The 24,151-nt window shown below is 45.3% G+C and carries 24 protein-coding genes; 18 read left to right on the forward strand and 6 right to left on the reverse strand.

The annotated features are described in order from the left end of the window. Nucleotides 1-471: 471 nt before the first annotated feature. The 6 genes from FR7_RS01805 to FR7_RS01830 all read left to right on the forward strand — a co-directional run bounded on the left by FR7_RS01805 (nucleotide 472) and on the right by FR7_RS01830 (nucleotide 6,699). Complete coding sequence (locus FR7_RS01805) at nucleotides 472-1,683, forward strand: GNAT family N-acetyltransferase (RefSeq protein WP_007938209.1); 1,212 nt, start codon at nucleotides 472-474, stop codon at nucleotides 1,681-1,683. Between the two features lie 243 nt (nucleotides 1,684-1,926). Further along, complete coding sequence (locus FR7_RS01810; protein WP_007938210.1) at nucleotides 1,927-2,928, forward strand: ABC transporter substrate-binding protein; 1,002 nt, start codon at nucleotides 1,927-1,929, stop codon at nucleotides 2,926-2,928. Nucleotides 2,929-2,956: 28 nt separating this feature from the next. Then, on the forward strand, nucleotides 2,957-3,865 hold the full coding sequence (locus FR7_RS01815) for an ABC transporter ATP-binding protein (protein WP_007938212.1): 909 nt from the start codon (nucleotides 2,957-2,959) through the stop codon (nucleotides 3,863-3,865). Further along, nucleotides 3,849-4,631 carry an ABC transporter permease gene (locus tag FR7_RS01820; protein WP_007938214.1) on the forward strand — a complete coding sequence of 261 codons (783 nt, stop codon included), beginning with the start codon at nucleotides 3,849-3,851 and terminating at the stop codon, nucleotides 4,629-4,631. The genes FR7_RS01815 and FR7_RS01820 overlap by 17 nt, the downstream gene beginning before the upstream one ends. A 262-nt stretch (nucleotides 4,632-4,893) precedes the next feature. Then, nucleotides 4,894-5,466, forward strand: coding sequence for a TetR/AcrR family transcriptional regulator (locus tag FR7_RS01825; RefSeq protein ID WP_007938216.1), 573 nt, complete (start codon nucleotides 4,894-4,896; stop codon nucleotides 5,464-5,466). Nucleotides 5,467-5,553: 87 nt separating this feature from the next. Then, nucleotides 5,554-6,699 (forward strand): aldo/keto reductase, encoded by a 1,146-nt coding sequence (locus tag FR7_RS01830; RefSeq protein WP_007938218.1) that lies wholly within the window; start codon nucleotides 5,554-5,556, stop codon nucleotides 6,697-6,699. Nucleotides 6,700-6,830: 131 nt separating this feature from the next. Here FR7_RS01830 and FR7_RS01835 read toward each other — a convergent pair whose 3' ends face one another. Both FR7_RS01835 and FR7_RS01840 read right to left on the reverse strand, forming a co-directional pair. Beyond that, nucleotides 6,831-7,661, reverse strand: a complete 831-nt coding sequence (locus FR7_RS01835; RefSeq protein WP_007938219.1) for a helix-turn-helix domain-containing protein — start codon at nucleotides 7,659-7,661, stop codon at nucleotides 6,831-6,833. Nucleotides 7,662-7,746: 85 nt separating this feature from the next. Beyond that, nucleotides 7,747-7,950 carry a hypothetical protein gene (locus tag FR7_RS01840; RefSeq protein ID WP_007938227.1) on the reverse strand — a complete coding sequence of 68 codons (204 nt, stop codon included), beginning with the start codon at nucleotides 7,948-7,950 and terminating at the stop codon, nucleotides 7,747-7,749. A 200-nt stretch (nucleotides 7,951-8,150) separates the two neighbouring features. Here FR7_RS01840 and FR7_RS01845 point away from each other — a divergent pair, with 200 nt between their 5' ends. The 8 genes from FR7_RS01845 (at nucleotide 8,151) to FR7_RS01880 (ending at nucleotide 17,714) form a co-directional block, all read left to right on the forward strand. Next, complete coding sequence (locus tag FR7_RS01845) at nucleotides 8,151-10,418, forward strand: TonB-dependent receptor (protein ID WP_007938229.1); 2,268 nt, start codon at nucleotides 8,151-8,153, stop codon at nucleotides 10,416-10,418. Nucleotides 10,419-10,444: 26 nt separating this feature from the next. Further along, on the forward strand, nucleotides 10,445-11,410 hold the full coding sequence (locus FR7_RS01850) for an ABC transporter substrate-binding protein (protein WP_007938230.1): 966 nt from the start codon (nucleotides 10,445-10,447) through the stop codon (nucleotides 11,408-11,410). Nucleotides 11,411-11,538: 128 nt separating this feature from the next. Then, a complete protein-coding gene (locus FR7_RS01855; protein WP_007938231.1) occupies nucleotides 11,539-12,576 on the forward strand; it encodes a FecCD family ABC transporter permease in 1,038 nt (345 codons plus the stop codon). Continuing rightward, the gene (locus tag FR7_RS01860) at nucleotides 12,576-13,616 is read left to right on the forward strand and encodes a FecCD family ABC transporter permease (protein WP_007938232.1); all 1,041 of its coding nucleotides are present in this window, start codon (nucleotides 12,576-12,578) and stop codon (nucleotides 13,614-13,616) included. The genes FR7_RS01855 and FR7_RS01860 overlap by 1 nt, the downstream gene beginning before the upstream one ends. A 7-nt stretch (nucleotides 13,617-13,623) precedes the next feature. Continuing rightward, entirely contained in the window at nucleotides 13,624-14,457 is an 834-nt protein-coding gene (locus tag FR7_RS01865) for an ABC transporter ATP-binding protein (protein WP_007938233.1), read from the forward strand. Next, nucleotides 14,454-15,209 (forward strand): nucleotide-binding protein, encoded by a 756-nt coding sequence (locus FR7_RS01870; protein WP_007938234.1) that lies wholly within the window; start codon nucleotides 14,454-14,456, stop codon nucleotides 15,207-15,209. The genes FR7_RS01865 and FR7_RS01870 overlap by 4 nt, the downstream gene beginning before the upstream one ends. Nucleotides 15,210-15,214: 5 nt before the next feature. Further along, complete coding sequence (locus FR7_RS01875) at nucleotides 15,215-16,504, forward strand: nitrogenase component 1 (RefSeq protein ID WP_017531389.1); 1,290 nt, start codon at nucleotides 15,215-15,217, stop codon at nucleotides 16,502-16,504. Continuing rightward, nucleotides 16,485-17,714, forward strand: a complete 1,230-nt coding sequence (locus FR7_RS01880; protein ID WP_007938236.1) for a nitrogenase component 1 — start codon at nucleotides 16,485-16,487, stop codon at nucleotides 17,712-17,714. The genes FR7_RS01875 and FR7_RS01880 overlap by 20 nt, the downstream gene beginning before the upstream one ends. An 82-nt stretch (nucleotides 17,715-17,796) precedes the next feature. Here the strand turns inward: FR7_RS01880 and FR7_RS01885 are convergent, their stop codons facing one another. Beyond that, a complete protein-coding gene (locus FR7_RS01885) occupies nucleotides 17,797-18,174 on the reverse strand; it encodes a LapA family protein (protein ID WP_007938237.1) in 378 nt (125 codons plus the stop codon). Between the two features lie 191 nt (nucleotides 18,175-18,365). After that, a complete protein-coding gene (locus FR7_RS01890; RefSeq protein ID WP_007938238.1) occupies nucleotides 18,366-18,890 on the reverse strand; it encodes a hypothetical protein in 525 nt (174 codons plus the stop codon). Between the two features lie 352 nt (nucleotides 18,891-19,242). Between FR7_RS01890 and FR7_RS01895 the strand changes: the two genes are divergently transcribed. Continuing rightward, the gene (locus FR7_RS01895; protein ID WP_007938239.1) at nucleotides 19,243-19,692 is read left to right on the forward strand and encodes a pyridoxamine 5'-phosphate oxidase family protein; all 450 of its coding nucleotides are present in this window, start codon (nucleotides 19,243-19,245) and stop codon (nucleotides 19,690-19,692) included. Nucleotides 19,693-19,997: 305 nt separating this feature from the next. After that, entirely contained in the window at nucleotides 19,998-20,900 is a 903-nt protein-coding gene (locus FR7_RS01900) for an ABC transporter substrate-binding protein (RefSeq protein ID WP_007938240.1), read from the forward strand. Between the two features lie 99 nt (nucleotides 20,901-20,999). Here FR7_RS01900 and FR7_RS24400 read toward each other — a convergent pair whose 3' ends face one another. Beyond that, nucleotides 21,000-21,131 carry a hypothetical protein gene (locus tag FR7_RS24400; protein ID WP_017531388.1) on the reverse strand — a complete coding sequence of 44 codons (132 nt, stop codon included), beginning with the start codon at nucleotides 21,129-21,131 and terminating at the stop codon, nucleotides 21,000-21,002. A gap of 171 nt (nucleotides 21,132-21,302) precedes the next feature. Between FR7_RS24400 and ftsH the strand changes: the two genes are divergently transcribed. Both ftsH and FR7_RS23760 read left to right on the forward strand, forming a co-directional pair. Next, nucleotides 21,303-22,841: an ATP-dependent zinc metalloprotease FtsH gene (gene ftsH / locus FR7_RS01905; protein WP_007938241.1), complete on the forward strand. Its 1,539-nt coding sequence runs from the start codon at nucleotides 21,303-21,305 to the stop codon at nucleotides 22,839-22,841. Nucleotides 22,842-23,098: 257 nt separating this feature from the next. After that, nucleotides 23,099-23,275 (forward strand): hypothetical protein, encoded by a 177-nt coding sequence (locus FR7_RS23760; RefSeq protein WP_007938242.1) that lies wholly within the window; start codon nucleotides 23,099-23,101, stop codon nucleotides 23,273-23,275. Between the two features lie 100 nt (nucleotides 23,276-23,375). On the opposite strand, the gene FR7_RS01910 is transcribed toward FR7_RS23760, so the two are convergent. After that, a complete protein-coding gene (locus tag FR7_RS01910) occupies nucleotides 23,376-24,113 on the reverse strand; it encodes an acyltransferase (protein ID WP_007938244.1) in 738 nt (245 codons plus the stop codon). Between the last annotated feature and the right edge of the window lie 38 nt (nucleotides 24,114-24,151).

A 24,151-nucleotide genomic window follows, 5' to 3' on the forward strand; every position in this document is an offset into this window, starting at 1 on the left:
CTTCAAATTAATATAGCTTCAGGATAAAATAAGCGGACTCTCGTATTTTTACGAAAGTCCGCTTGCTGCTGAGTCAGATCAGCAGCCTATTGGCGAATCTGCTCCAAAGAAGGAAACCATGAGAGGATTGATTTACTCACGATAGCTCTCATGAATTTGCCTCCTTATCGATAAAAGCATTCCATCAACTACTTCTTCTATTACTACAAAAATCCTTCCCTGCTCAAAGAGTGAAAGAAGCTTCGGTATGTAGTCTATAAGAGAACCTTCTTAATGGCGCTCTTCATGTTCCATACAAAAAATGCGGTAGGATAGAATGGCAAAATCGCTTTAGGGATATTCTATAAATAATCGGTTTCAAAAAAAAGATTTTTGAACATGACGAGGTGTGACTCGATACAATGACTTAAAACCGGCTATGGTTTAAAATGAGAAAAATTCCAAAGTTTAATGCAGTGAAGGCGGGTTCTTATGAGTCGAGAAAAAAGATTGAAAATAAAAAAGGTTGGCGTAGAACATTTAGAGCAATATAATCAACTGCTGCGGTATGTTTTTCAGGTGACTGATAATGATTTACACAGGATAGGCTGGAAAGAAAGAGATATAATCCTTGCTAAATCTCCGGTGCTGGAACAAGCGGATGTTCTTGGATGGTTTGATGGAGAAAAACTGGTGTCTCAGGTGGCTGTCTATCCTTTTCAAGTGAGAATTTTCAATGCGATTTATGATATGGGAGGGCTTACGGGGGTTGGAACCTTTCCCGAATACTCCAATCAGGGCTTGATGCATAAGCTGCTCCGCCAGGCACTGGCAAATATGCGGGATAAGAAACAGTCGATTTCTTACTTGTACCCTTATTCGATCCCTTACTACCGCCGCAAGGGGTGGGAAATTATTTCAGATAAAATAACATTTGAAGTCAAGGATTATCAATTGCCAAAAAATAAACAAGTGTTCGGAGAGGTTGAACGCATTGATATTGAAAATAATGACTTAAAGGCAGTTTATGAACGTTTTGCCTATCAAAGCCATGGAGCGATGCTGCGCAACGAGTTAGCCTGGGATGAATATTGGCGGTGGGATACGGATGATCTGACAGCCGCAATTTATTACAATGAAAACAGGCAGCCTGATGGGTATGTGCTTTACTGGATTTCAGATGAAGTGTTTCACATTAAAGATATGATATTCATTAATGAAGAAGCCCGCAGCGGACTGTGGAATTTTATCAGCGCTCACTTTTCTATGATTTCAAAGGTTGTAGGCAATATTTATACGGATGAACCGTTAGCTTTTCTACTGGAAGATGGGGATATCAAAGAAACGATTTCCCCTTATTACATGGCTCGAATTGTAGATTTGGAGCAGTTTATTACGCAATATCCCTTTAAGCCTAATACTGAGAAACGTGTATGGACGTTTACCCTTGACGATCCCCTGCTGCCGTGGAATCAAGGAACCTTTACCATATGTATTCATCCTAATGGAAAAGGTGAGGTGGCGCGGGTGGGAGAGCGCAGCAAATCCCGGATCGATATCCAAACCATGACAACCATGTTGCTCAGTTATAAAAGTCCCAGCTATCTTCATAAGATAGGCCGCCTTTCCTGCAGCTTGGAAACCGTTAAGATGCTGGAAGATGCGATTTCTCAGCAAACGCTTTATTTTTCAGATTACTTTTAGCAGCCTTATGCTTAAAGATGGCAGAAAGTATTTATTTTGTACTTGACAATAATAATAAACATATGGCATGATTAAGTTCATAATTAATTTTGATTAGCAGGGGAAAAAACAGCTAATCATTAAATTAATGAACATAGGATGATTTAATCTAAGCTGGTCATAATAAATGAAGGCTAAAGATGCGTACTCATGCGCTTCTTTAGCCTTTTTTGATTTGCCTTAGAAAAAGAAAGGAATGAGGAAATGATTGTTAAAAAAGTTAAAGCACTAATTTTACTAGTTACTATGATGGTGGTTGCAGTAGTGGCAGCAGGTTGCGGCAGTAGTAATACGACACAGCCGTCAGTGGCAAATTCTGCCAAAGAGGTGGTAGAATTCAAGTATCCAGAACTTGTTTATTTTGATTATATCTATTTAGCAGATGAATTAGGATATTTCAAAGACGCTAACGTTCGGCCTAAGTTTGTAGGAAAAATGGGCGCTGGACAAGTAATCCCTTCACTGGTAAATGGTTCAATTGATGTTGCCACCAGGCATACCCCCGTTGTTATTGCGGCCATTGCCAGCGGTGCAGACATTAAGATTTTTACCTCTGGCAGCAGCTCCACCAAACAGTGGCCTCATATGAAATACTTTGTTCGTGCGGACTCTGATATTAAATCAATCAAAGACTTTAACGGGAAAACCATTGGCCTTAACAGTTTTGGGGCCTGCGCCGAATATGTAACGAAAAAGTATCTGCAAGAAAATGGCGGCGATCCCAGCAGTATTAATTTCAAAACAGCACCGGATGACCAGCATGAAATGGCATTGGCAGAAGGACACACAGATATTGCTATTATTCATCCGCCTGCTTCAGGACGTGCCAGCAATGATCCTAAATTTAAAATGTTATTCAGCGATTATGATATTGACCAAGGCCTCAGCGGTATGTGCCCTTATTCCGTGAATGGTAAATTCCTGAAAGAACATCCCGAAGCAGTAAAGGAATTAACGGAAATTCTAATTAAAACGGCTAAATGGAGTAATGCACATCCTCAGGAAGCAAAAGATATTATGGCTAAGCGCTTTAATATGAAAGCGGATCAAGTGGAACTTTATAATTTTTCAGAAGATCAGCTGGTACCAGAAGCAGGAGTGCAATATTGGATTGACAGATTGGTTGAAGTCAATAAGCTGACACCGGGTCAGGTTAAACTAGAACAAATTTATACCAATGAGTACAATCCTAACTATAAAAAATAAATTACAGTAGAAAGGTGAGAAGTCTACCATGAGTAAAATACAAGCTAGCAAGATTCATCGCCAATTTCAAGTAAACAATGATTTTGGAAAAAAGACAAAATTAACGGTCTTGGATGATTTTAACTTGCAGGTCCGTGAGGGAGAGTTTCTTTCGATACTAGGACCTAGTGGCTGCGGTAAATCTACCTTTCTAAACATGCTAGCCGGGTTGGATAAACAAGATGGCGGACAAATATTGATTGATAGTGAGCCAGTAAGTGATAGAAGTTTTGACCGTGGCATGGTCTTTCAGGGATATGCACTTTTCCCCTGGCGTACAGTTCTGGAAAATGTGGAGATCGGACTGCAAATTCGTGGATTAGAGAAAAAGGAACGGGAGGAAATTGCCAGGTATTACTTAGCAATGGTTGGTTTGACAGCTTTCGCCAATCGTTACCCCCATCAACTGTCAGGCGGAATGAAGCAAAGGGTCGCCATTGCCCGTGTACTGGCTTATCAACCGGATATCATGCTGATGGACGAACCCTTTGCTGCCTTGGATGCGCAAACAAGAGAAACCCTGCAGCTGGAGCTAATTCGAATTTGGGAAGCTGATAAAAAAACCATTGTCTTCATTACTCATAGCATTGATGAGGCAATTTTGCTCTCTGATCGTGTAGCCGTAATGACAGCAAGACCAGGCAAAGTAAAAGAAATTATTGATGTTTCCTTGCCGCGGCCCCGCTCAGAAGAGATTCGCAATTCATCTGAGTTTGCTCAAATCAGACAATATGCCTGGAGTCTGATTAAAGATGAAGTTACGAAAGCCCAGGGATTGCAAGAAAGTATAGAAAACGATCCGGGAAGGATAATGGTTCAGCCTATTATTTCACTGCAACAAAAATTTAAAGACATGATTCAAAAAAGGATAGGTGGACACAATGAGAAAATTGGCTAATTTCTTTACCGGTTCTTTGGAAAAGACGATCGGCCTAATCTTATTTATTGCATTATGGGAACTGGCGCCCCGGGCAGGTTGGGTCAATTCTACCTATTTAAGTCCGCCATCGGCAGTCGTATCTGCACTAATAGCCCTGCTAAAAAGCGGGGATCTGCTTAAGCATCTATTAATCAGTCTCCAAAGAGCTTTGGTGGGCATGGCAGTTGCTGTTTCTTTTGGTATGATTTTCGGGTTATTTATTGGTTATTTCAAAAAGATTGAAGGCTATTTAGATGCTTTGTTTCAGTCTTTTAGGCAAATGTCGGCGTTTGCGCTTTTTCCTGTGTTTATTCTTTTATTTGGAGTGGGCGAGCTTTCCAAGACCATTATTATCTTTTGGGCTTCTCTGTGGCCTATTTTATTAAATACCATTAATGGCGTCAAAAATGTGGATACATTACTGGTACAATCGGCTAAATCCATGGGAGCGTCACAAAAATTTATTTTCTTACGGGTTATATTACCGGCGGCAGCTCCTGATATTTTCACAGGGATTCGCTTAGGAGGATCTTACTGCGTTATGTCCCTTGTTGCAGCAGAAATGATCGGTGCTACCTCTGGATTGGGATATTTAATCTTATATTCCCAGGAAACGTTTAATATCCCTGATATGTATGCAGGCATTGTGGGGTTAGCCATTATGGGATTGGGAATAAACTATGCCTTAAAACTGATTGAAAAATCCTTTAGCAGCTGGAAGCAAGGCGTTGCAGTTGGGGAGTAACCAGTAAGAGCATTGCTGGTTTTCTTCGGGCAGTAGAATCAATCTGGCAGCAGGGTTATCCTTATATTTAGAAAGTGTCGACTCATGTTTATAAACGTGAGTCTCTTTTTTAAAAAAGCATAAAAACAATAAACTGGAAAGAAATGTTTATTTGATTTACTGGATAGACTTGACAGGAAAAATCTTCTTTAGTAAAATGAGTCATACAAAACGGAATGAATATTCATTCCTAAAATATTAAACTTTATTTTTGGAGAATACAATGAAAGAAAAAGTACAGAATAAAAAAGCAGCTGTGCTGCAAGCCGCACTTGGACTATTATCTGAGCAAGGGTTTCAAGGTTCCCCGATGTCACAAATTGCTCAAAGAGCAAATATTGGCGTAGGTACCATTTACCGTTACTTTTCCAGTAAAGAAGATTTGATCAACGATTTGTATATTGATGTTAAGACTCGTCTTGCCCAGCATACCCTGGGAAATTATTCAGCGAGCCGGGATGTTCACGCAAGTTTTTTAGTGCTGTTACGTAATATTGTTGATTATTTTATTGAAAATCCCGCAGAATTGATTTTTATGGAGCAGTATGCAAATTCTCCCCTTATTACTGCTGCCACCCGGGAAGAAGGCTTACGCATGTTTGCACCAGTCAATCATTTGTTTGAACGTGCCAAAGATGAAAAATTACTGAAAGAACTTCCAATGGAAATGCTAAGCACTCTTGCTTATGGATCAACGATCTCTCTTGTTAAACTTAAGTTATTTGGTAAGGTTAAGCTGGATGGAGCAACCATCGATGCAGGAGTGGACGCAATCTGGGATGCAATCAAACGGTAATGAAAAACCAATCTAATTTTGCCGTTGATCTTCAATATAATTCTAGTTTTAAATGGGTATTCGAAAAATAAGGGAGGAATTATCTTGTTGTACAGAAAGTTTGGTAAAACCAAGGAAATGGTTTCTGCTTTAGGGTTTGGCTGTATGAGGCTTCCTATTATTGGTAACGATCCAACGAATATTGATGAGGAGAAAGCAACCAACATGATAAGGCATGCTATTGATGCCGGTGTAAATTATATCGATACTGCTTATCCTTATCATGGTACTGGTTTTACTCGTGGTGGAGCCAGCGAGCTTTTTGTTGCCAGAGCCTTAAAGGACGGTTACAGACAGAAGGTTAAGTTAGCGACGAAGCTTCCCAGCTGGTTAATTAAAACAAGAGAAGATATGGATAAGTACTTGAATGAACAATTGGAGCGCCTTGAGACAGATTCTATTGATTTTTATTTAGTACATTCACTGAATGAAAATGTTTGGCCTGTAGTAAAAGAAGCTGGCGTTAGTGAGTTTTTAGAGCAAGCGATTAAAGATGGAAGAATCAAATATGCAGGATTTTCTTTTCATGATCAGATCGGGCTGTTTAAAGAAATCGTGGATTATTACGATTGGTCGTTCTGCCAGATTCAATATAACTATTTAGATGAGAAATACCAGGCCGGCAGGGAAGGCTTAGAATATGCAGCGAAAAAAGGTTTAGGAATTGTCATTATGGAACCCCTAAGAGGCGGTAATATTGTAAATCTCCCCAAAGAAGCAATCGAGATCATTGATAAAGCAGATGTGAAAAGAACACCGGCGGAATGGGGCTTACGATGGGTATGGAACCACCCGGGAGTCTCTGTTGTCTTAAGTGGTATGACGACTATGGATCATGTTACAGAAAATATAAAAGTAGCTCAAGAAGCAGAGGCCAACTCACTGACAACCAAAGAACTGGATATCGTCGATAAAGTAAAGAATCTCTTCGAACAAAGAATAAAAGTGAACTGTACAGGCTGTGCATACTGCATGCCTTGTCCTGCAGGCATCAATATTCCTGGATGTTTTTCCTCCTATAATGATCATTGGGTTTTTGATGCCACTCCTGCGGCAAAGAAAACCTATGAGCTTCGCTCGAGCCTTACAGCTCCCGCATCGAAATGTGTAGAATGCGGTAAATGTGAAAGCCATTGTCCCCAAGGCATTCCAATTCGTACAGAATTAAAGAATGTTAAAGAACTATTCGAATAAAAGTATTTCTAGAGGATCGCCGTCTATTCATTATGATGAATAAACGGCGATCCTGGTTTGTAATCCTAAAAACAGCTATTGTAGCAGCCTACTAGTGGGAAAGTTAAGTAATTGATTGAAATAACAGGGGATCAGAGTACCTTACGCGAGACGAAATTTCCGCGCAGTGTAGTGGGGCAAAAGCCTGTACGCTTTTTAAATAACTTACTGAAATAATAAGGGTCAGAGTAACCTATGCAAGACGAAATTTCCGATATTGAGCGAGCTGTGGTGCACAATAGTTCCCGGGCGCGCCGCAATCGGTGTTCAATCAAATATTCAAGGGGTGCCATACCGGTATGCTTTTGAAACAGATAGGAGAACTGTTTGCTGTTTAAGCCATACTGGCCAGCCAATTTGGCTACTGTAAGTGGTTCCATGTAGTGAGCCTTCATATATTCTACGGCTTGTTCCACCAATTCCCGGCCCCATTCGCTGTGACGACCGTCAGCGCAGGTCAAACTTTCATCCAGAATGCTGAAAAACAGCAATTTGGCCTGCAGGGCGGACAAATTGCCCGGCGTTATGCAGACGTTATATAGGCGGTGCAGCAAATCATTAATGCGGGTGCTGTAACCCGAATTAATCTGATAATGGGAAAAGGCCTGGGGAAAGTCGATTTTGGCATTGTCGTCAACCTGATAATGGATGATCATATAATCCCACTTAGCGCATCCCACAACCTCTTTGTCCAGAGCGATATTGGGACCGCCGTGAAAAATTTTCCCTGGCTCCATCTCATAAGGCACACCGTCAAAGGACATCCTCGCCCGCCCTTTTATGGGAAAAATCAGACCCGAGAACGGCGGAGTGAAGACACCAAAACATTTTTTCCCCGGCGGCACGCTCGCTCTGATCACATCAATGATTTGGAATTCGATTCGGGAAAAGTTTCCCGCCAGTTGATTGATATCTACGTGCATCTTCCATCCTCCCAGTTTACCTGCGGTCCTGCTCTATAAATTCAGGATTTATTAAATTTTCCCGGCTTTATGCTTTTATAAATTGTCATAGGCGATAAAATAACATATCTACTTTATTATAAATATAAGTTGCATTATAATAATGATATTGATTATCATTATTATAATGAGTTTGGTATTGGATGTCAAACCTTTCGACAAACTGTACTGCCATGATATTCGTGGAAAAATCGTTTGTATTCTCAGCCATCTCTGGAATAAAAATATGATGTTTTGGAATTCTGTCCATTTATTCAGCCTTTTTACTTGGAATGATGATCATTTACGCCACTTTTTTATTTGGAACTCTGTCCATTTACTCAAACTTTTTTACTTGGTATTCTATAAGTACTAGTTTTGCGCAGGGCCTTGAAGCTCAATGACTTACGGTCTTGTGGCTGAAAGCAGCTATGTGGCAATGCATTTCCACCAGTAAAGGAGTTGACACCAATGAAGAAAACATTGTTCCCTGCCAAAAACCGCCTGCTTTACGCCCTGGTTGGCAGCAGCCTGCTCTGGAATACATCGGCAATTGTCTATGCTGAGGATACGGCAGAAATAGTTACTACTACCAGCCAGACCGATACTCAACCGATCTCTTCCGCTAAAGCGACTGCTGGTCAGGGGGAATTCATCCTGGAAGGAGTTGAAGTGACTGCCAGCCGTGAAACTTTGTCCCCGGCCTACGCTGGTGGACAGGTGGCCCGCGGCGCCAATCTTGGCGTACTGGGCAACAAAGATTTTATGGATACACCTTTTAACGTCACCAGCTATACGTCCCAGATCATGGAAGATCAGCAGGCCAATACGCTGTACGACGTACTCATCAACGATCCGTCTGTCCGTTTCACCACCCCCACCGGGCAGGTCGCTGAATATTACAAGATCCGCGGCCTGGACGTCGCGATGGAACACCTTTATTTTAACGGCATGCAAGGACTGGCGCCATATTATCGTGTTCCTGTCGAATTTCTCGAACGGGTGGAAGTGCTCAAGGGGCCCAGTTCCCTGCTCTACGGCGGCGTGAATGCCTCGGTGGGCGGGTCGATCAACCTGATGCCCAAACGAGCTGGTGAAGAGGACGTCACCAGTTTTACGACAAGTTATACTTCTTCATCCCACTTTGGAGGGCATCTCGACATTGGCCGACGCTTCGGAAAAAACAAAGAATGGGGCATTCGTTTCAATGGTCTGTACGCGGATGGTGACACCGAAACTGACAGCCAGTCGAAGGAACGACTGCTGGGCTCCCTGGGCGTGGATTACCGCCACGACCGCTGGCGGCTGTCTCTGGATGCTTACGGTTTCCAGGAGAACTATGAAAACGGCCTCATTTCCATGTATCAGCTGCAAAGCAATACTATTAAAGCACCTCATGGTTCAACCAATCTGTTTAAAGGCACCTCGGGCGCTGCCCGGAATAACGGGATTCTGTTTAAAGGTGAATATGACATTAAGGACAACCTAACCGCCTACGCCGGCTTCGGCAAAGCTGCCTCCAGGGCCACAGGCTTCATCAACGGCAATCATATTTTACTTGTCCAAGCCGACGGAACGGCCTATCCCCGCAATCTCTTTAAACAAAACTTCTGGAACGACGCCACTTCAGCCGAACTGGGACTGCGCGGCACTTACCAGACCGGTTCGGTCAAGCATCAATTGGCCTTAAGCTCCAGCTTTCTCGATAATGAGTATTCCAGCACGTTCAACCGTTATGTCACTACTCCTTACATGAGCGGTCTCCCCATCAGTATTTATGATGACTCGTTCTCATTCGCCAACTATTTTAATAGTGTGGCCTGGAAGGGCAAAGGCGGGAAGACGTCTACCACGAATCTGTCCAGTTATCTTTTAGCTGACACACTTTCCTTCAATGAAGAAAAGGTGCAGTTAACGTTAGGGGTAAGCCGGCACAGTGTGAACACGAAAAGTTTTAACGCCACCACTGGAGCCCGGATTGCACAGCATGATGCGGATAAAACGCTGCCGCTAGTCGGCTTTGTAGTCAAACCCTGGGGCAACTCGGTTGCGCTTTATGGCAACTACATTGAAGCACTTTCCCCCGGAGCGGAGGTCGGAGCCACCTTAGGCTATACCAACTCCGGTCAGTTAATGGCGCCGTATACCAGTAAACAAAAAGAAATCGGCGTCAAATGGGATAAAGGGAAATTCGCCAATACGCTGTCTTTATTTCAAATCAACCGGCCCAACACAATGGTTGTCACAAATAGCCTAAATGAAAAAACCCAGACCTATGACGGCGAACAGGAAAGCCGCGGCGTTGAATGGAGCACTTTTGGCGAAATAGGCAAGAACCTGCGCTTGTTGGGCGGCATCAGCTATCTTAAGGCTGAAATAAACAATGCAACCGCGGCCGCAACTAAAGGCAACACCCCCTTTGGCGTACCCAAATGGTCGATGAATGCCGGCGTCGAATGGGACACGCCGTGGAATCATGATTTAACGCTTTCACTGCGGGCGGTATATACCGATTCCCAGTACATTGACAATGCCAACACCATCAAACTACCGAGCTGGGTGCGCTATGACATCGGCGCGCGCTACAAAACCGAGATCAAGAACGTCCCGGTTACCTACCGGCTCAGTGTGGAAAACCTGTTTGACAAACAATACTGGGCAGGTGCTTTCAGCATGGAAGGCTTCGCCACATTAGGCGGTCCCCGCACCGTTAAGCTGTCGGCAACCATGCATTTCTAAACCATAACCCTATTGGAGGAGTTAGAATGAAAAGACTAATGGGACTTATCGTCTCACTCGTGCTTTTGACAGGGCTGCTGACTGGCTGCGCCGGAACCCCTGAGACTGCTGTGAGCACACCGCAGTCAGTGAGCGGCAATGACGCGAAAAAAGGCGCGTGGCCGAGGACAATTACAGACGCAGCAGGGAATAAAGTTGTTTTAGCAAAACAACCGCAAAGGATAGCAATTCTTCACTCCTTATATTTGGAGTACTTTTTTGCCCTGGGGACGCCTCCCATTGCGTCTATGGGGGCTTCGACGGGGAATGCGATGAAGGCTTTGAAAGAATGGGAAACCCTTAAATCCTATGCAGGAACTGCCGACATTATGGACTTAGGCAGTGCCCGGGATTTGAATTTAGAGGCAATTTTAGCGGCAAAACCGGATGTCATTGTTACATTCAAAGGGCAAGGTCATTTAGCTCAAATGTATGACCAACTGGTGCAGATTGCTCCTATCATTCAAGTGGATTTTAATGCCTCTTGGCAGGACCAGACATTAGCCTGCGCTGAAATTGTCGGGAAAGAAGCCTTTGCCCAAGACTTCATCAAAGAAACAGAGACAGTCATTTCTTCCGCAAAGAGTAAGTTGAGTAAACATAAGGGCAAAACCATTGCCCTTTTCCGCACGGATGGAAAATCATTCATTTCACGGGGTACTAAGGAGTATTACGAAACTTTTGGAATTGCTAAGCCAGCTGGTTATCCGGATCATTATCAAACCTTATCCTTAGAGGCTGTCGCTGAGATGAAGCCGGACTATATCGTTTTTCAGGACTCTGTCCAAAATGCACAAACATTTGTGAAAGCTCAGGAATCTTCTTCTGTATGGCAGTCATTAGGCGCAGTAAAAAATGGACAGGTACTCTATTTTGATGACTCTCTTAATACATTTGGACCTCTTGCCATGCGGATTACCGCTGACAGACTGATGCAGATATTTTCAGAGTAGTAATGAAAAAACACAATATGACCGTTTAATAAAGGTTTGTTTTTCCTGGATTTTGCACGAAGGCGGTGGATATGCTGGAGCGATACCAGACACAGGCCGGGGCGTAGCAGAAGGGAGGAGCCACCAGAATGAATCAGACAAACAAACCGCCGATTCAAATCAGAAAAAAAAGTCACGCGTGGACAGCGTGGTTCATTATCATAGCGGGGGCCGGGCTGCTGATCCTGCTCATGGCGTTTTCCATCACCAAGGGTGCGGCGGAAATTCCGCTGTCCTCGGTATGGGACGCCCTGTTTCGCTTTGACGAGAAGAATACCCAGCATTTAATTATCGTTGACCTCCGCCTGCCACGCGTCATTGCAAGCGCCTTAGTTGGTGCTGCTTTCGCCGTAGCGGGAGCCATTATGCAGGGCGTGACCAGAAATCCCATGGCGGATTCCGGGCTGATGGGTCTGAACGCCGGGGCGGGTTTTGCCTTGTCCATCTGCTTTGCCTTCTTTCCGGATCTGGTATATATGCAGATCATTCTTTTTTCCTTTTTGGGCGCGGCATTTGGCGCGGCGCTGGTAGGAGGCATTGCTTCCCTGCGGCGCGGGGGCGCTACCCCCATACGGCTGGTATTAGCAGGTGCCGCTGTCAGCGCGCTGCTGGCAGCGCTCAGCCAGGGCATCGCCCTATACTTCGGCGTGGCCCAGGATATGATGTTCTGGACGGCAGGCGGAGTGGCCGGTTCTAACTGGGAGCAAATTAGGATTATGGCGCCGTGGATACTTGGCGCGCTCTTGGGAGCCATCGCCATTGCCCGCTCTGTTTCTCTGCTGAGCCTTGGCGAGGATGTAGCCAAGGGATTGGGGCTGAATACGACGGTGGGCAGTGTACTGTGCTTCCTGATCGTACTGATACTGGCGGGCGCTTCCGTTTCCGTTGTGGGCGCTGTGGGGTTTGTGGGCCTTATCATCCCCCATCTGGCACGGTATTTTGTAGGCGTGGATTACCGCTGGGTTATCCCTTCCTCAGCGGTGTTGGGTGCGCTGCTCATGGTGCTGGCCGATTTGGGTGCGCGAACGCTCAACCCGCCTTTTGAAACCCCCATCGGCGCGCTGATTGGACTTGTCGGCGTTCCTTTCTTTTTGTATCTTGTTCATAAGCAAAGGATGGCACTGTGATGATGAACCAACTGAAAAAAAACGAAGCCTATAAAAGAAAAATTGCTTTGCGCAACACGGCCATTGTCGTCGGCTGCGCGGCGCTGCTCCTACTTTCCTTTATCATCAGCATGAACACCGGATACACGAAACTGCCTCCGTCAGATACGCTGCGCACTTTGTTCGGCGGCGGTACGGCCAGAGAAAATCTCATTTTATTCGATTTCCGGCTGCCCCGTATTGTGGTTTCCATTCTAGTGGGGGCAGGTCTCGCGCTATCCGGCTGCATCATACAGGGCGTCGCAAAAAATGCGCTGGCTGATCCAGGCCTGCTCGGTATTAATGCGGGCGCAGGACTGATGGTTATCTTGTACGTGCTGTTCTTCGAGACGCATTCCTTCCTGTCGGTATTCACTCTGCCATTTCTGGCGCTGTTTGGTGCAGGCGCAACGGCAGGTATCATCTATGTGCTGGCCTTCAAAAAAGGAGAAGGCATCGCGCCTCTGCGCCTGATTTTAACCGGTGTGGCAGTGCAGGCGGGACTTTCTTCTTTGACCACCGTGCTGGTGGTCAAGCTGGCTGACACCCAGTTTGACTTTGTGGCGACATGGCAGGCAGGGAGCATCTGGGCAAGCAACTGGAAATTCGTGCTGACCCTGCTGCCGTGGCTGCTGCTCTTAATCCCCTATGTACTGTCTAAATCCCGCGTGCTGGATGTGCTGAATCTGGGGGATGATGTAGCTTACAGTCTGGGCGCGACGGTAGAGCGGGAACGGCGCAGGCTGCTTGCTGCCTCGGTCGCGCTGGCGGCCTCTTGCGTAGCGGTCAGCGGCAGCATCAGCTTTGTGGGGTTGATCGCGCCTCATCTGGCGCGGCGGCTTGTAGGACCGAGACATCGGATTCTGCTGCCTACCTGTGCACTTGCGGGAGCAGTATTGGTTTCGGCGGCAGATACCATCGCGCGGATGGTGGCTCAGCCCGCGGGAATTCCTACCGGCATCATGGTGGCGATCGTCGGCGCGCCGTACTTTCTCTATCTTTTGGCGAAAAGCAGATACTAACGAAAGGATGATAAATCTGAACAGCATTACAACCAAGAATTTAGCTGTCGCCTACGAGGATAATCTTGTAGTAAACGGTTTGAATATGCAGATTCCCCAGGGGAAAATAACGGCCATCATTGGTCCAAACGGCTGCGGCAAGTCTACGGTGTTAAAGACTGTGGGGCGTATCCTGAAACCGAAGAACGGCATGGTATACTTGAATGGGGACGATATCCGGCGCTTAACGACCAAGGAAGTTGCTCAGAAAATGGCAATCCTGCCTCAATCTCCCCAGGCTCCAGCCGGTTTGACGGTGGGCGAGCTGGTGGCCTACGGCCGCTTCCCCTATCAGCGGGGCTTGGACAAATTAAAGCCCGAGGATAAAGAAATTATCGCCTGGGCGCTGGAGGTTACAAAACTCACGGAGTTGGAAAACACGGCGGTAGACAACCTTTCCGGCGGGCAGCGTCAGCGGGTCTGGATCGCTATGGCTCTTGCACAGCAAACCGATTTGATTCTGCTGGACGAGCCGACCACCTATCTCGATTTGTCCTACCAGCTGGAAGTATTGGAACTGCTCTACCGTCTGAACCGGGAGCAGGGCCGCACCATAGTAATGGTGCTCCACGATTTAAACCTTGCCGCCCGCTTTGCCGACTACATGGTAGCGATCCGCTGCGGGAACATTATCTGCCACGGTGCGCCCGAAGAAATAATGACCACTAAAGTGCTGCGGGAAACGTTTCGCATCGACGCAAAGATCATAACCGAACCCCGCACGGGCAGACCCACCTGCATTTCCTATGACCTCATTAAGGAGAATGAACCTAGACCCTACATGAAAGAAGGTGCCAAATGAAAAAAATTGCAATCTACGGCAAGGGCGGTATCGGAAAATCGACCACCGTGTCCAATGTATCCGCAGCCATGGCAGCGCTGGGGCTGACCGTACTGCAAATCGGCTGCGACCCTAAGGCCGATTCCAGCCGCACTCTGACCGGCGGGAAAAACATCCCCACAGTGCTGGATACCTTGCGGAAAAAGGGCGATGCAGAGCTTGACGACCTCGTGGTAAAAAGCAGCACAGGCGTGCTGTGTGTGGAATCCGGCGGCCCGGTTCCCGGGGTGGGCTGTGCCGGGCGCGGCATCATCACGGCTTTTGAAAAGCTGGAGGAGCTGGATGCCTACGAAATCTACAAACCGGATGTGGTGCTTTACGACGTACTGGGCGATGTGGTCTGCGGCGGCTTTGCTATGCCCATCCGGGGCGGCTATGCTGACGAGGTGTGCATTGTCACCTCGGGTGAGATGATGGCCCTCTATGCAGCGGCGAATATCGCCCACGCGGTCAAGAGTTTTGGCAAGCGCGGCTACGCCTCCCTGCGGGGGCTGATCCTCAACGCCAAGAACATTGAAGGCGAAAATGAGCTGGTGGATAAGGCAGCAGCGGAGATTGAAGCACCGGTTATTTACCGCTTGCCCCGCGATCCTTTTGTGCAGCAGGCCGAGGCCCAGGGAAAAACCGTGGTGGAGGCTTTCCCGGATTGCTCTATGGCGGCCCATTACAAGGCACTTGCCAGGCTGCTGCTGGAAGGAGGCGAAGCACCATAAACGAGTTGAAACACGTAAAGCGCCTGTCGGCAGTAAAATCCAACAACGGCATAAAATTCCTGACGCCCGCGGTTTCCCCCGGTAACCATTGCCCTATGCGCATCGCGTCGGTGAACGTGGAAAAAATCAAGGACTTGTCTTCCCTGCTGGTTGGAATGCCGGAGTGCACCACGCACTCGCGGCTTTTTAGCCCCAAGCCGGAAGGCAGGCATGGCGAGCTGTATTGGCTGTATGTACTGGATGCTCAGGAGGTGGTGTTCGGCTGCCGGAATGGGCTGATCGATGCCCTCAGAAAGATGGATAAAGCCGGAGCAAAGGCGATTTTAATGATTATCACCTGCGTGCCGGAGCTGATTGGGGAGGACATCCAGGCAATTCTCAATGAAGTACAGCCGGAATTGTCTGCGCGCGTCACCTTTGTGATGCTGGGGCAGTTCAAAAACATCAGTTATCCTCCCGGTTCGTGGAAAACAATGGAGGCGCTGGGCATGCTGATGGACGGGAAAGCAACAGATCCCAATCGCGTTAATGTGCTGGGCCGCGCCCCAGAAGAAGAACATATCCCCCTGCCGTCCCTGCTGCCCGCTCTCACGGGGCGCGGCCTTACTTTGCGCTATCTGGCGCCGGGCTCTTCCCTGGAGGATTTTCAAAGAGCGCCGGATGCTGCACTGAATTTGGTAGTTTCTCCCTTTATGCAGCCGCTGGCCGCCAGGATGGAGCGGGAATTTGGCGTGCCCTATATCACCCTGCACACGCTATATGATGTAGAGAGTATTGACAAGGCCTATACGGCTCTTGCAGAACGCTTCGGCTATTCCTGGGACGATGCATTTGAAAAGGAACGCCAGGAAGCACTTACTTTGCAGAATCAGGCGAGAAAAAGGCTGGGCGGGCTTCGGTATGTATTCTTTCCTAGAATTGACATACCCCTTCCACTAGCTGTCTTTCTTACCGGGCTTGGCATGGAGCCGCTGCTTTTGCATTTGGAGGAATATTATCCCGAGGACAGGGGCTATGCCAAGGAGCTTACTGACATGGGGCATAATCCGTGGGTTTGCCGGATGGTGAATGCACAAGCAGATTTGCCGATTTTGGAAAAGCTGGCTCCGGATTTATGCTTTGGTTATTTGCCGGAACCTAACAAAACCATTCCTTGCGTACCGGATTTATTTGATTTTTACGGACAAGTGGGTTATGCCCGTACGAGTTACCTGTTAAAAAGAATCTTAGGTATATTGAATGAAATCAACGCATCCGGGAAAGGAGGGACTGCACATGGGTCTGCATCGATTTAAGCCGCTGCCTTCGGGACGTATGGGTATTCTTTGGACACTTGCTGCCATCCGTGATGCTGCGCTTGTGGAATTTGGCTGCATGGGGCACATGCTCTACAGCGGTGTAACCCTCAAACGCGCAGGTGTACATAACGCCTGCAAGCTATACTCCACCCACATAGACGAAACAGATATCGCCCTTGGCGGCACAGAGAGGCTTAACCATACCATTGACAATGTGGTAAAGCGCGATCATCCTTGTGTGATTTTTCTTTTGCCCTCCTCGATTCCTGAGGTGATCGGGACGGATCTTCCCGCTCTCTGCGCGGAATTGCAGCCGGAATATCCCGGCGTTCGCCTGCTGCCCTTCGGTTATGGCGGTTTTAATGTCACTCAGCATCGCGGTATACAAGAAGCCCTTCTGCTGCTTGCCAAAACGCTGCCGGCGAATTTAAAACGGACGCAGGAGCCGACCTTTAATATCATCGGCTCCTGCGCTGATCTGTTCCGCTTTCAGGCGGATGCTATGGAGCTGGTTCGTATAATGGAGGGTGCATTCGGCATAAAGCCACTGTGTGTGATGACCTCGGATACATCGGTTACAGAAATTGAGAATATGGGCGGCGCACATATCAACCTTGTCATACGACGCGAAGGCGAACCTGCTGCGAAGCACTTGCAACAGCGCTTCGGGACGCCCTATCTTTTGGGACGGCCATATGGTATCGACGGAACCACCCGGTGGCTTGAGCAAATTACGCAAATAGCCGGTTTGACTCCTGATGCCGCTTTCCTCAAGGATCAGCGGGAAATCTCCCGGCAGCAGCTTGCATCCGTAATGCCGTCCTTACGGCACATCATAAGAGCGCACCCCGAGGAAGCCGTTTTGTCCTTGGGCGGACATGCCGATGTGGTCAGGGGCGTTCTTTCTTTTGGCTGCGGTGAACTTTCCCTTGCCAGAGGAACCTGCTGGTGCGACTGTCCCGATATGACCACTGAGGATATTCCTTATTTTTCGGAAGACCAATGGACGCGAGCGGTACAGGAACATAAGAAGGGTTATCTTATGGCCAGCGGTGAGGCGCTGGAATGGGCAGGCCGCAATACAAAGCTGCAAATTTCCAATCCCGATACAAAATGGCGTCTGCATCCCTATGAGCCTCCCTTTATGGGCTTTCGCGGTGCTGTTCATCTGGTAAATCTATGGATTAATGAGAATGTTGAAGATTGATCGAAAATAAGTAAGCTCTTGCAAAGCAAAAAGCAGAAGAGATAGCGGAGGTAAGCCGCTGCTTTCTGCTTTTTTATAATCATTAAAAAATTTTTTCGGTCGATGTATCGGAAGATTTCATTTGTAATTTCCCGTCAACTGTTGTATGGCAATCACTGGCCGCAGCAGTGTTACTTTGTACCAATGCAGCTTGTTGCTGTATTTGAGTAAGATCTTGCTCCAGCTGTTTGATGCGGGACCGGGCCTGATATAATTGTAACCTCAGCTTAATCTGGGAATAGATCTGTAAGGATAGCGCCAATAGAAACCCAAGAAATGCGGCTCCCCAAATCACAAATACCAATGATGTTTCAATATTCCATTTTAATAAGGCAACTTGCACAGCCATGCTGTTTTGAATCGCAAAGATTGCTATTAGACAAGCAAAAATTAAGGCAAAAAACAGGGTAATATAAATCATTTTAATTCCCCCTCACTTAATTCATATGACCTTTCCAGTTAACCATGGAAAACGTGAAGTGTCAATTCTTCACTTGCTATAATAAGGGCAGATGAATAGTATAATAAATCCCCTATGGAGCAGACACTTGAAGGTCTGCTCCATAGGGGATTTAAATATAGCATTTTTAAAAATTGTCTTTACTAAAGATTTTATTCGGGGTCATCGTCATTTTTCTTTAATGGTTTCATAGCTGGTTTTATTAGTCTGAATACATTTCCTGCTTGTTCAGAAGCTATGTTTTTTACAAATTCTTTTTCCGAAACTTGAGCCAGAACTAAACCGTATATCGATGTAGTTACAACGTTTGCCAATGCTGTAGTAAGGGGGATGGGCATCGTTCCCTCCACTTTAAATAAGGAAGCAACGGAGTAAATGAAAAACCATATGAATGTTGAAAAAATCCATCCCTTGAACAGAAGATTTGTACTTTTGATTAAAGGAACCAGATAAATGAAAACAATTCCGAGAATGCCCGTAAAACCGACATTTGCCGCTAGCGCAAACAAGATTTCTCCTATGCTGAATGGTGGAGTCTGCCCCAAAATGATGATTGCAGTCCAATCTGCAAACCGAAGACTGGTGAGACCGAAGAAACCAAGCAGTAAACTCGCGATATTCGCGACCAATCCACCTGTTATCCCTGCAATAAAACCTCTGGTAAATTTATCTCTCAAATGATTCCTCTCCTTCACAAACTATAACTTTAGTATAAACAAGGCTTTAGAAACTATTCAATGCACTGGAGCAAATCCAAGAGGTCCTCTAATTAGTGAAATCAAGCAAATGTATAAAGTGGCATAGCGATTATTGTTATATTATGTCGAAGAGGCAGTTGGATGTATTATTGTTCTGGGAAGTCTTTGAGAGTGATAGCATTGACAAATGTGCAATCATGTTGTAAAATAATGGAATAGAATTGCTGACTGGTTAATGAATCAGAGGCCTTATCTCGAGAAATACGGGATAGGGCCTTTTTGTATAAAAAATGCCAGAAAGCAATACAGTTCAGAAAAGGGAGTGTGCAGCATGACTGTCAGTAAAGAGACCATACAACAATATTTGCAGAAAACCCCGTATATTGCATTAGCAACTGTGAATGAAAAACAGGCACCGTCACTTAGAACATTAGGATCTTTTGCACCTGATGAGTTTAAGGTTTATTTTTCTACGGGAGAAACGACTGCTAAGGTTGGGCAAATACGATCCAATCAGCAGGTTGCTATTTTATTTCAGCATGAAAATCAAAAGATTCCATCCTTTGTTAACGTTATCATTTCCGGTACAGCACATGAATTGGATGAAGATGCTGAGCGCAGCAAGGCTATTGCTCTGCTGTCCGCCAGAAGTCCGAGGTTTAAAGAAAGGGCAGATAAAAAAGAACTCAATGGTACTGCCTTCTTTCGGATTGATCCAGAAGAAATAAAAGTAGTTGATCTTAGTAAGGGACCTGGTGCCAGCGGAATCATTAAATTTTAAAAAGTGAATGTTTTATCAGAGCTAAGAAAATAGATGCGGTGTGATATTTTAGATGAGCTTGCCCATCATAACACAAGCTGATCAGCTAACCGCTGAAGGCCTGTACGGAGAATTTCCGCACAGGTCTTTTTTTGATAACAATAATATATAATTCAGGAGGTCATCGGTAATGAAAAAGATACTGCTAACCGGATTAATGAGTATAGTCATGCTGATATTTCTTGCAGGCTTCGGCAGCTACCCAGAAAACGGCTGATGATGATAAGCCTAAATTCGTTAATGGCAGGCTAACCAAGGAGTTTCATTTGAAAGTAGTGACTCCTACTGATTTTAACGAAATGATCATTGCAGATAAGAAAGAATTCTTTAAAGAAGTCGGCATTATTCCTGAATATACGGGATCGGTTCCCAGCGGAAGTTTGGCCCAATCAGTTATCAAAGGCGATAACCATTTATTTGGTTCAGGTCATCCTTCCACGATTGCAGCCGCCCGTAAAGCCGGAGCCGGAATTAAAATTGTGCTGCACAGCATGATTGATGATCCTGATCCGGATAAGATGCACATGACATGGCTTGTGAAAAGTGACGGAGGGATTACGTCGCCGAAAGATCTGATTGGCAAAAAAATTGCAATGAGCGGCCTAGGCAGCTGCGTTGAGTTTTTGAATGGTGATTTTCTGCGCCGCAATGGCATCTCCCGGGATCAGGTCGAGATCGTTGTAATGAAAGATGCCCAGCAGGAGCAGGCACTGCGGCATGGGCTCATTGACGTTGCCATTGTGCATCCTCCCTATAATAAAATTGCCAGAAACCGTGGCGGGCTGGATGTGTTAACAACCAGCTATCAAATTGGCGAACTTGCCGGAAATGGAGCCCTCAGCGGACTGGCAGTGCGGGCTTTTAGCGAAGACTTTATCAAGCAATATCCTGATGTAGTGAAGGCTTACATTGTTGCTGACTTAAGGGCACAGCAATATATTAATGAACATTATGAAGAGTCATTGGAAGTTGCGGCCGATTTTCTGAAAGTAGATGTTAAGGATATGGCCGGGAATATTTATCCTAAGCAGAAATGGCTCAAAGACGAAGACATTGACTTTTGGGTTAAACTGGGTGAACGCAATGGATTTTTCGCTCAGGGTGAAATCAAGGCATCTGATTTGTATACCAATGAACTCAATCCATATTACACGGGAGAGTTAAAATAAGAAAATTGCAACAAAACCTTGCCGTGGTAAAGAGGAGCTGCCGATCAATCTACCTTATTTGTAGACTGTCGGCAGCTCTTCATTTCCCAGAAAATATTTTTAGGTGTTTGGGTGATTTGGCTGGCCGTTCTTAGCAATGTATTCTGCATTTTTAATATCCTGTTTTCTTTCTTTTTCACTTTTATCTTTTACATTTTGCTGTTGCAAGTTGCTGTCTTGCTGCTGTTTCATAAAAATCACCTCCTGACCGTAGTATTCACTCATGGCAGCTGAGATATGCAATTCATGTCATAAGGACAGAACCTGCTCTCGTGCCCTAAGGGAAGTGAGTCCTATCGATTGTAACATGGCTCGTTGGTGTGCATAAAATAGTATGACATGATAAAAGAAAGGAGACTTAACGTGATACACTCTAGATTTAGCTTTAAGAGATTTAAACGATTGGTACAAAAAGCTAGTGCTCCAGTGTTGTCCATAGCCAATCTGCCTATGCTGCTTTCAATTGGCGATTGGCTTTATATAATGAAACAGATTGAAAATGGCAAACCGCCGACGATACCCAATAATGAGAAAAAGGCTAAATTACGTAAGAGTACGAATATCATTACCTTCAAAGATGTGGAAGGTAATGATGAAGCCAAGCTGGAACTCAAGGAAATTCTAGAGTTTATCAAGCATCCCAGAAAATTTAGTGATTTGGGTGCTCGAATTCCTAAAGGCGTTCTGTTGTACGGACCTCCCGGTACGGGAAAAACGCTAATGGCAAAAGCATTAGCAGGTGAGGCAGGAGTACCTTTCTTGAGCATGAGCGGTTCCGAATTCGTAGAAATGTATGTTGGTGTCGGTGCTTCCAGGGTACGTGATCTATTTAAGGAGGGCAGGAAGAAAGCACCATGTATCATCTTCATTGACGAGATTGATGCGGTTGGACGGCAGCGTGGAGCTGGTGTAGGTGGCGGAAATGATGAAAGAGAACAAACCCTTAATCAGTTGCTGGTAGAAATGGATGGATTCGATGCCAATAAAGGTATCTTTGTTGTTGCAGCAACCAATCGAACAGATATTCTCGATCCGGCACTTTTACGACCGGGACGCTTTGACCGCCGTATTGTAGTGGATCGACCGGATCTTAGGGGCCGCCTTAACATATTAAAAGTGCATACTAGACGTAAACCATTAGCTGATGAGATGGATCTTGAGGTTCTCGCCCGACGCACCCCAGGTTTTACAGGAGCTGATCTCAGCAATGTAGTAAATGAAGCTGCCATTCTTGCTGTGCGTCAAGGTAAATCATGCATAGAGATGGATGACATGGAAGAAGCGGTAGAGCGTGTAGTGGCAGGACCAGAGCGAAAAGGTCGTTTTATGAATGCAAGAGATAAGAAGCTTACCGCATACCATGAGGCTGGGCATGTTTTAGTCGCAATGCTGCTAAGACACGCTGATCCGATTCATAGGGTATCGATTATTCCACGAGGCCAGGCTGGTGGATATACTCTTACTTTGCCTAAGGAAGATCGTTGTTATCTTACTAGATCGGAGATTTTCGATCAGATTAAAATTCTGCTGGGCGGCCGAGCATCTGAAAGCCTGATTTTCAATGAAACGAGCACTGGAGTCCATAATGACTTAATACAAGCTACCGAACTTGCACGTAAAATGGTCTGTGAATACGGCATGAGCGAGACCTTGGGACCAGTTGCTTTATCACGATCTCAGGAACAGGTTTTTTTGGGCCGTGATATTGCTAGGGGGCCCAATAATAGTCAGGAAATGGACTATACCATAGATAAAGAAATACACCAGTTACTAGAAAACGCTTATGAAAAAGCTGAAGAAATAATCAAATCCAATCTTGATAAGCTGCGGCTTATTGCAACGACCCTACTAGAGAGAGAGAAGCTGGATGGCGAAGAACTGAGGCAGCTGCTGGGAAGATAAAATGTAAGGTAATAATTAAGAGGTGAGTATACTGGAATCAAAGGAATGACTCTACAAAGTTGGTTATGTATTTAAATTTTAAATCTAAAAGGCTCCTGCAGGATTAATCTTGCAGGAGTTTATCTTTTAATAGTAAATAAAATAGAACTATGGGGATTTTTTTGATATAGATCGCTTTTGTGTAAAATGTAGAAAGTCCCCCGAGTATCGTCAGCAATAGAAAAGCGTTAGTCGCAAAGGAAAATGGAGGTATACATATGAAAAATATTGATATGGCCGTTGTAGGAGATGTTTTAACAATTAAGGTGGATTTATCTCAACGTTTTGGTAAGTCAAGTAGTGGCAAATCAATCATTATTGCTACTACAGAGGGAAACCAATCAATACCTGGTAATGATGATATAAAGATTGGATTAAATATTTATACGAAATAATAATGATCAATACTACCTAAACATTAAAGTCGAAAGAAGGCGAATGGTATGTACAATTGGCTAAGCAAACTCAATGATAGATAGAAACTACAAAGCACTATTATTCTTGAAAAGCGGCATTATGAAACCATACATGTCCTAACTGCTGTTTGCTTCTACCGCGATTTTTCCTTTCTCGTATGGGTTTTGCTGGAATTCCAGCTACAAACGTGTTTGGATCCACACTTTTCGTTACTACCGATCTTGCAGCGACGACTGCTTGTTCACCCACCACGATACCTGGCAATAGCATGGAATGAGAGAAAACTTTAGCAAAGTCCTCTACTTTCACCGGTGCATAAATTCTTTTCCCGTGATTGTATTCAAGATGCGAATGGGTGTAAATTTCCACTTTTTCAGTTAATGTTACAAAATTGCCAAGAGTAATTCCTCCTTTACCATCGAGGAATACTTCGCGATTTAGAAAAACATCATCGCCTACTTCGATGTTTTGACCAAAATTAAATCGTACACCCTCCATGGCGATGAAATTTTTTCCGCATTTTTTAAATAATTTTTGGGCGAGAATGCGGCGAAAGGGGACAGCAAAATTAGTAATTAAACTAAGCGGCAATTTGTCAAATATCTCCCAGAGTAAATGCAGGAATTTCTGTTCCAGTGTAAGAGGCAGAACCTTAATTTGGGGCAAATATTCGTCGTATAATTTAAATTCATCAAATAATTCCTTGGGAAATAAATGGGTCGCGTTAATTAATTCTAAAATTGTGCAGGTTTTTTTCTCATCTAATCCGCTTTGAACGATGGATTCAATATTCGACAGTTTATTCTCAATATTCATAAATACCTCCCAAGCTATATGATATCGAATATGAAAGT

Source organism: Pelosinus fermentans DSM 17108 (assembly GCF_000271485.2).
In the GTDB taxonomy this organism is placed as follows: domain Bacteria; phylum Bacillota; class Negativicutes; order DSM-13327; family DSM-13327; genus Pelosinus; species Pelosinus fermentans.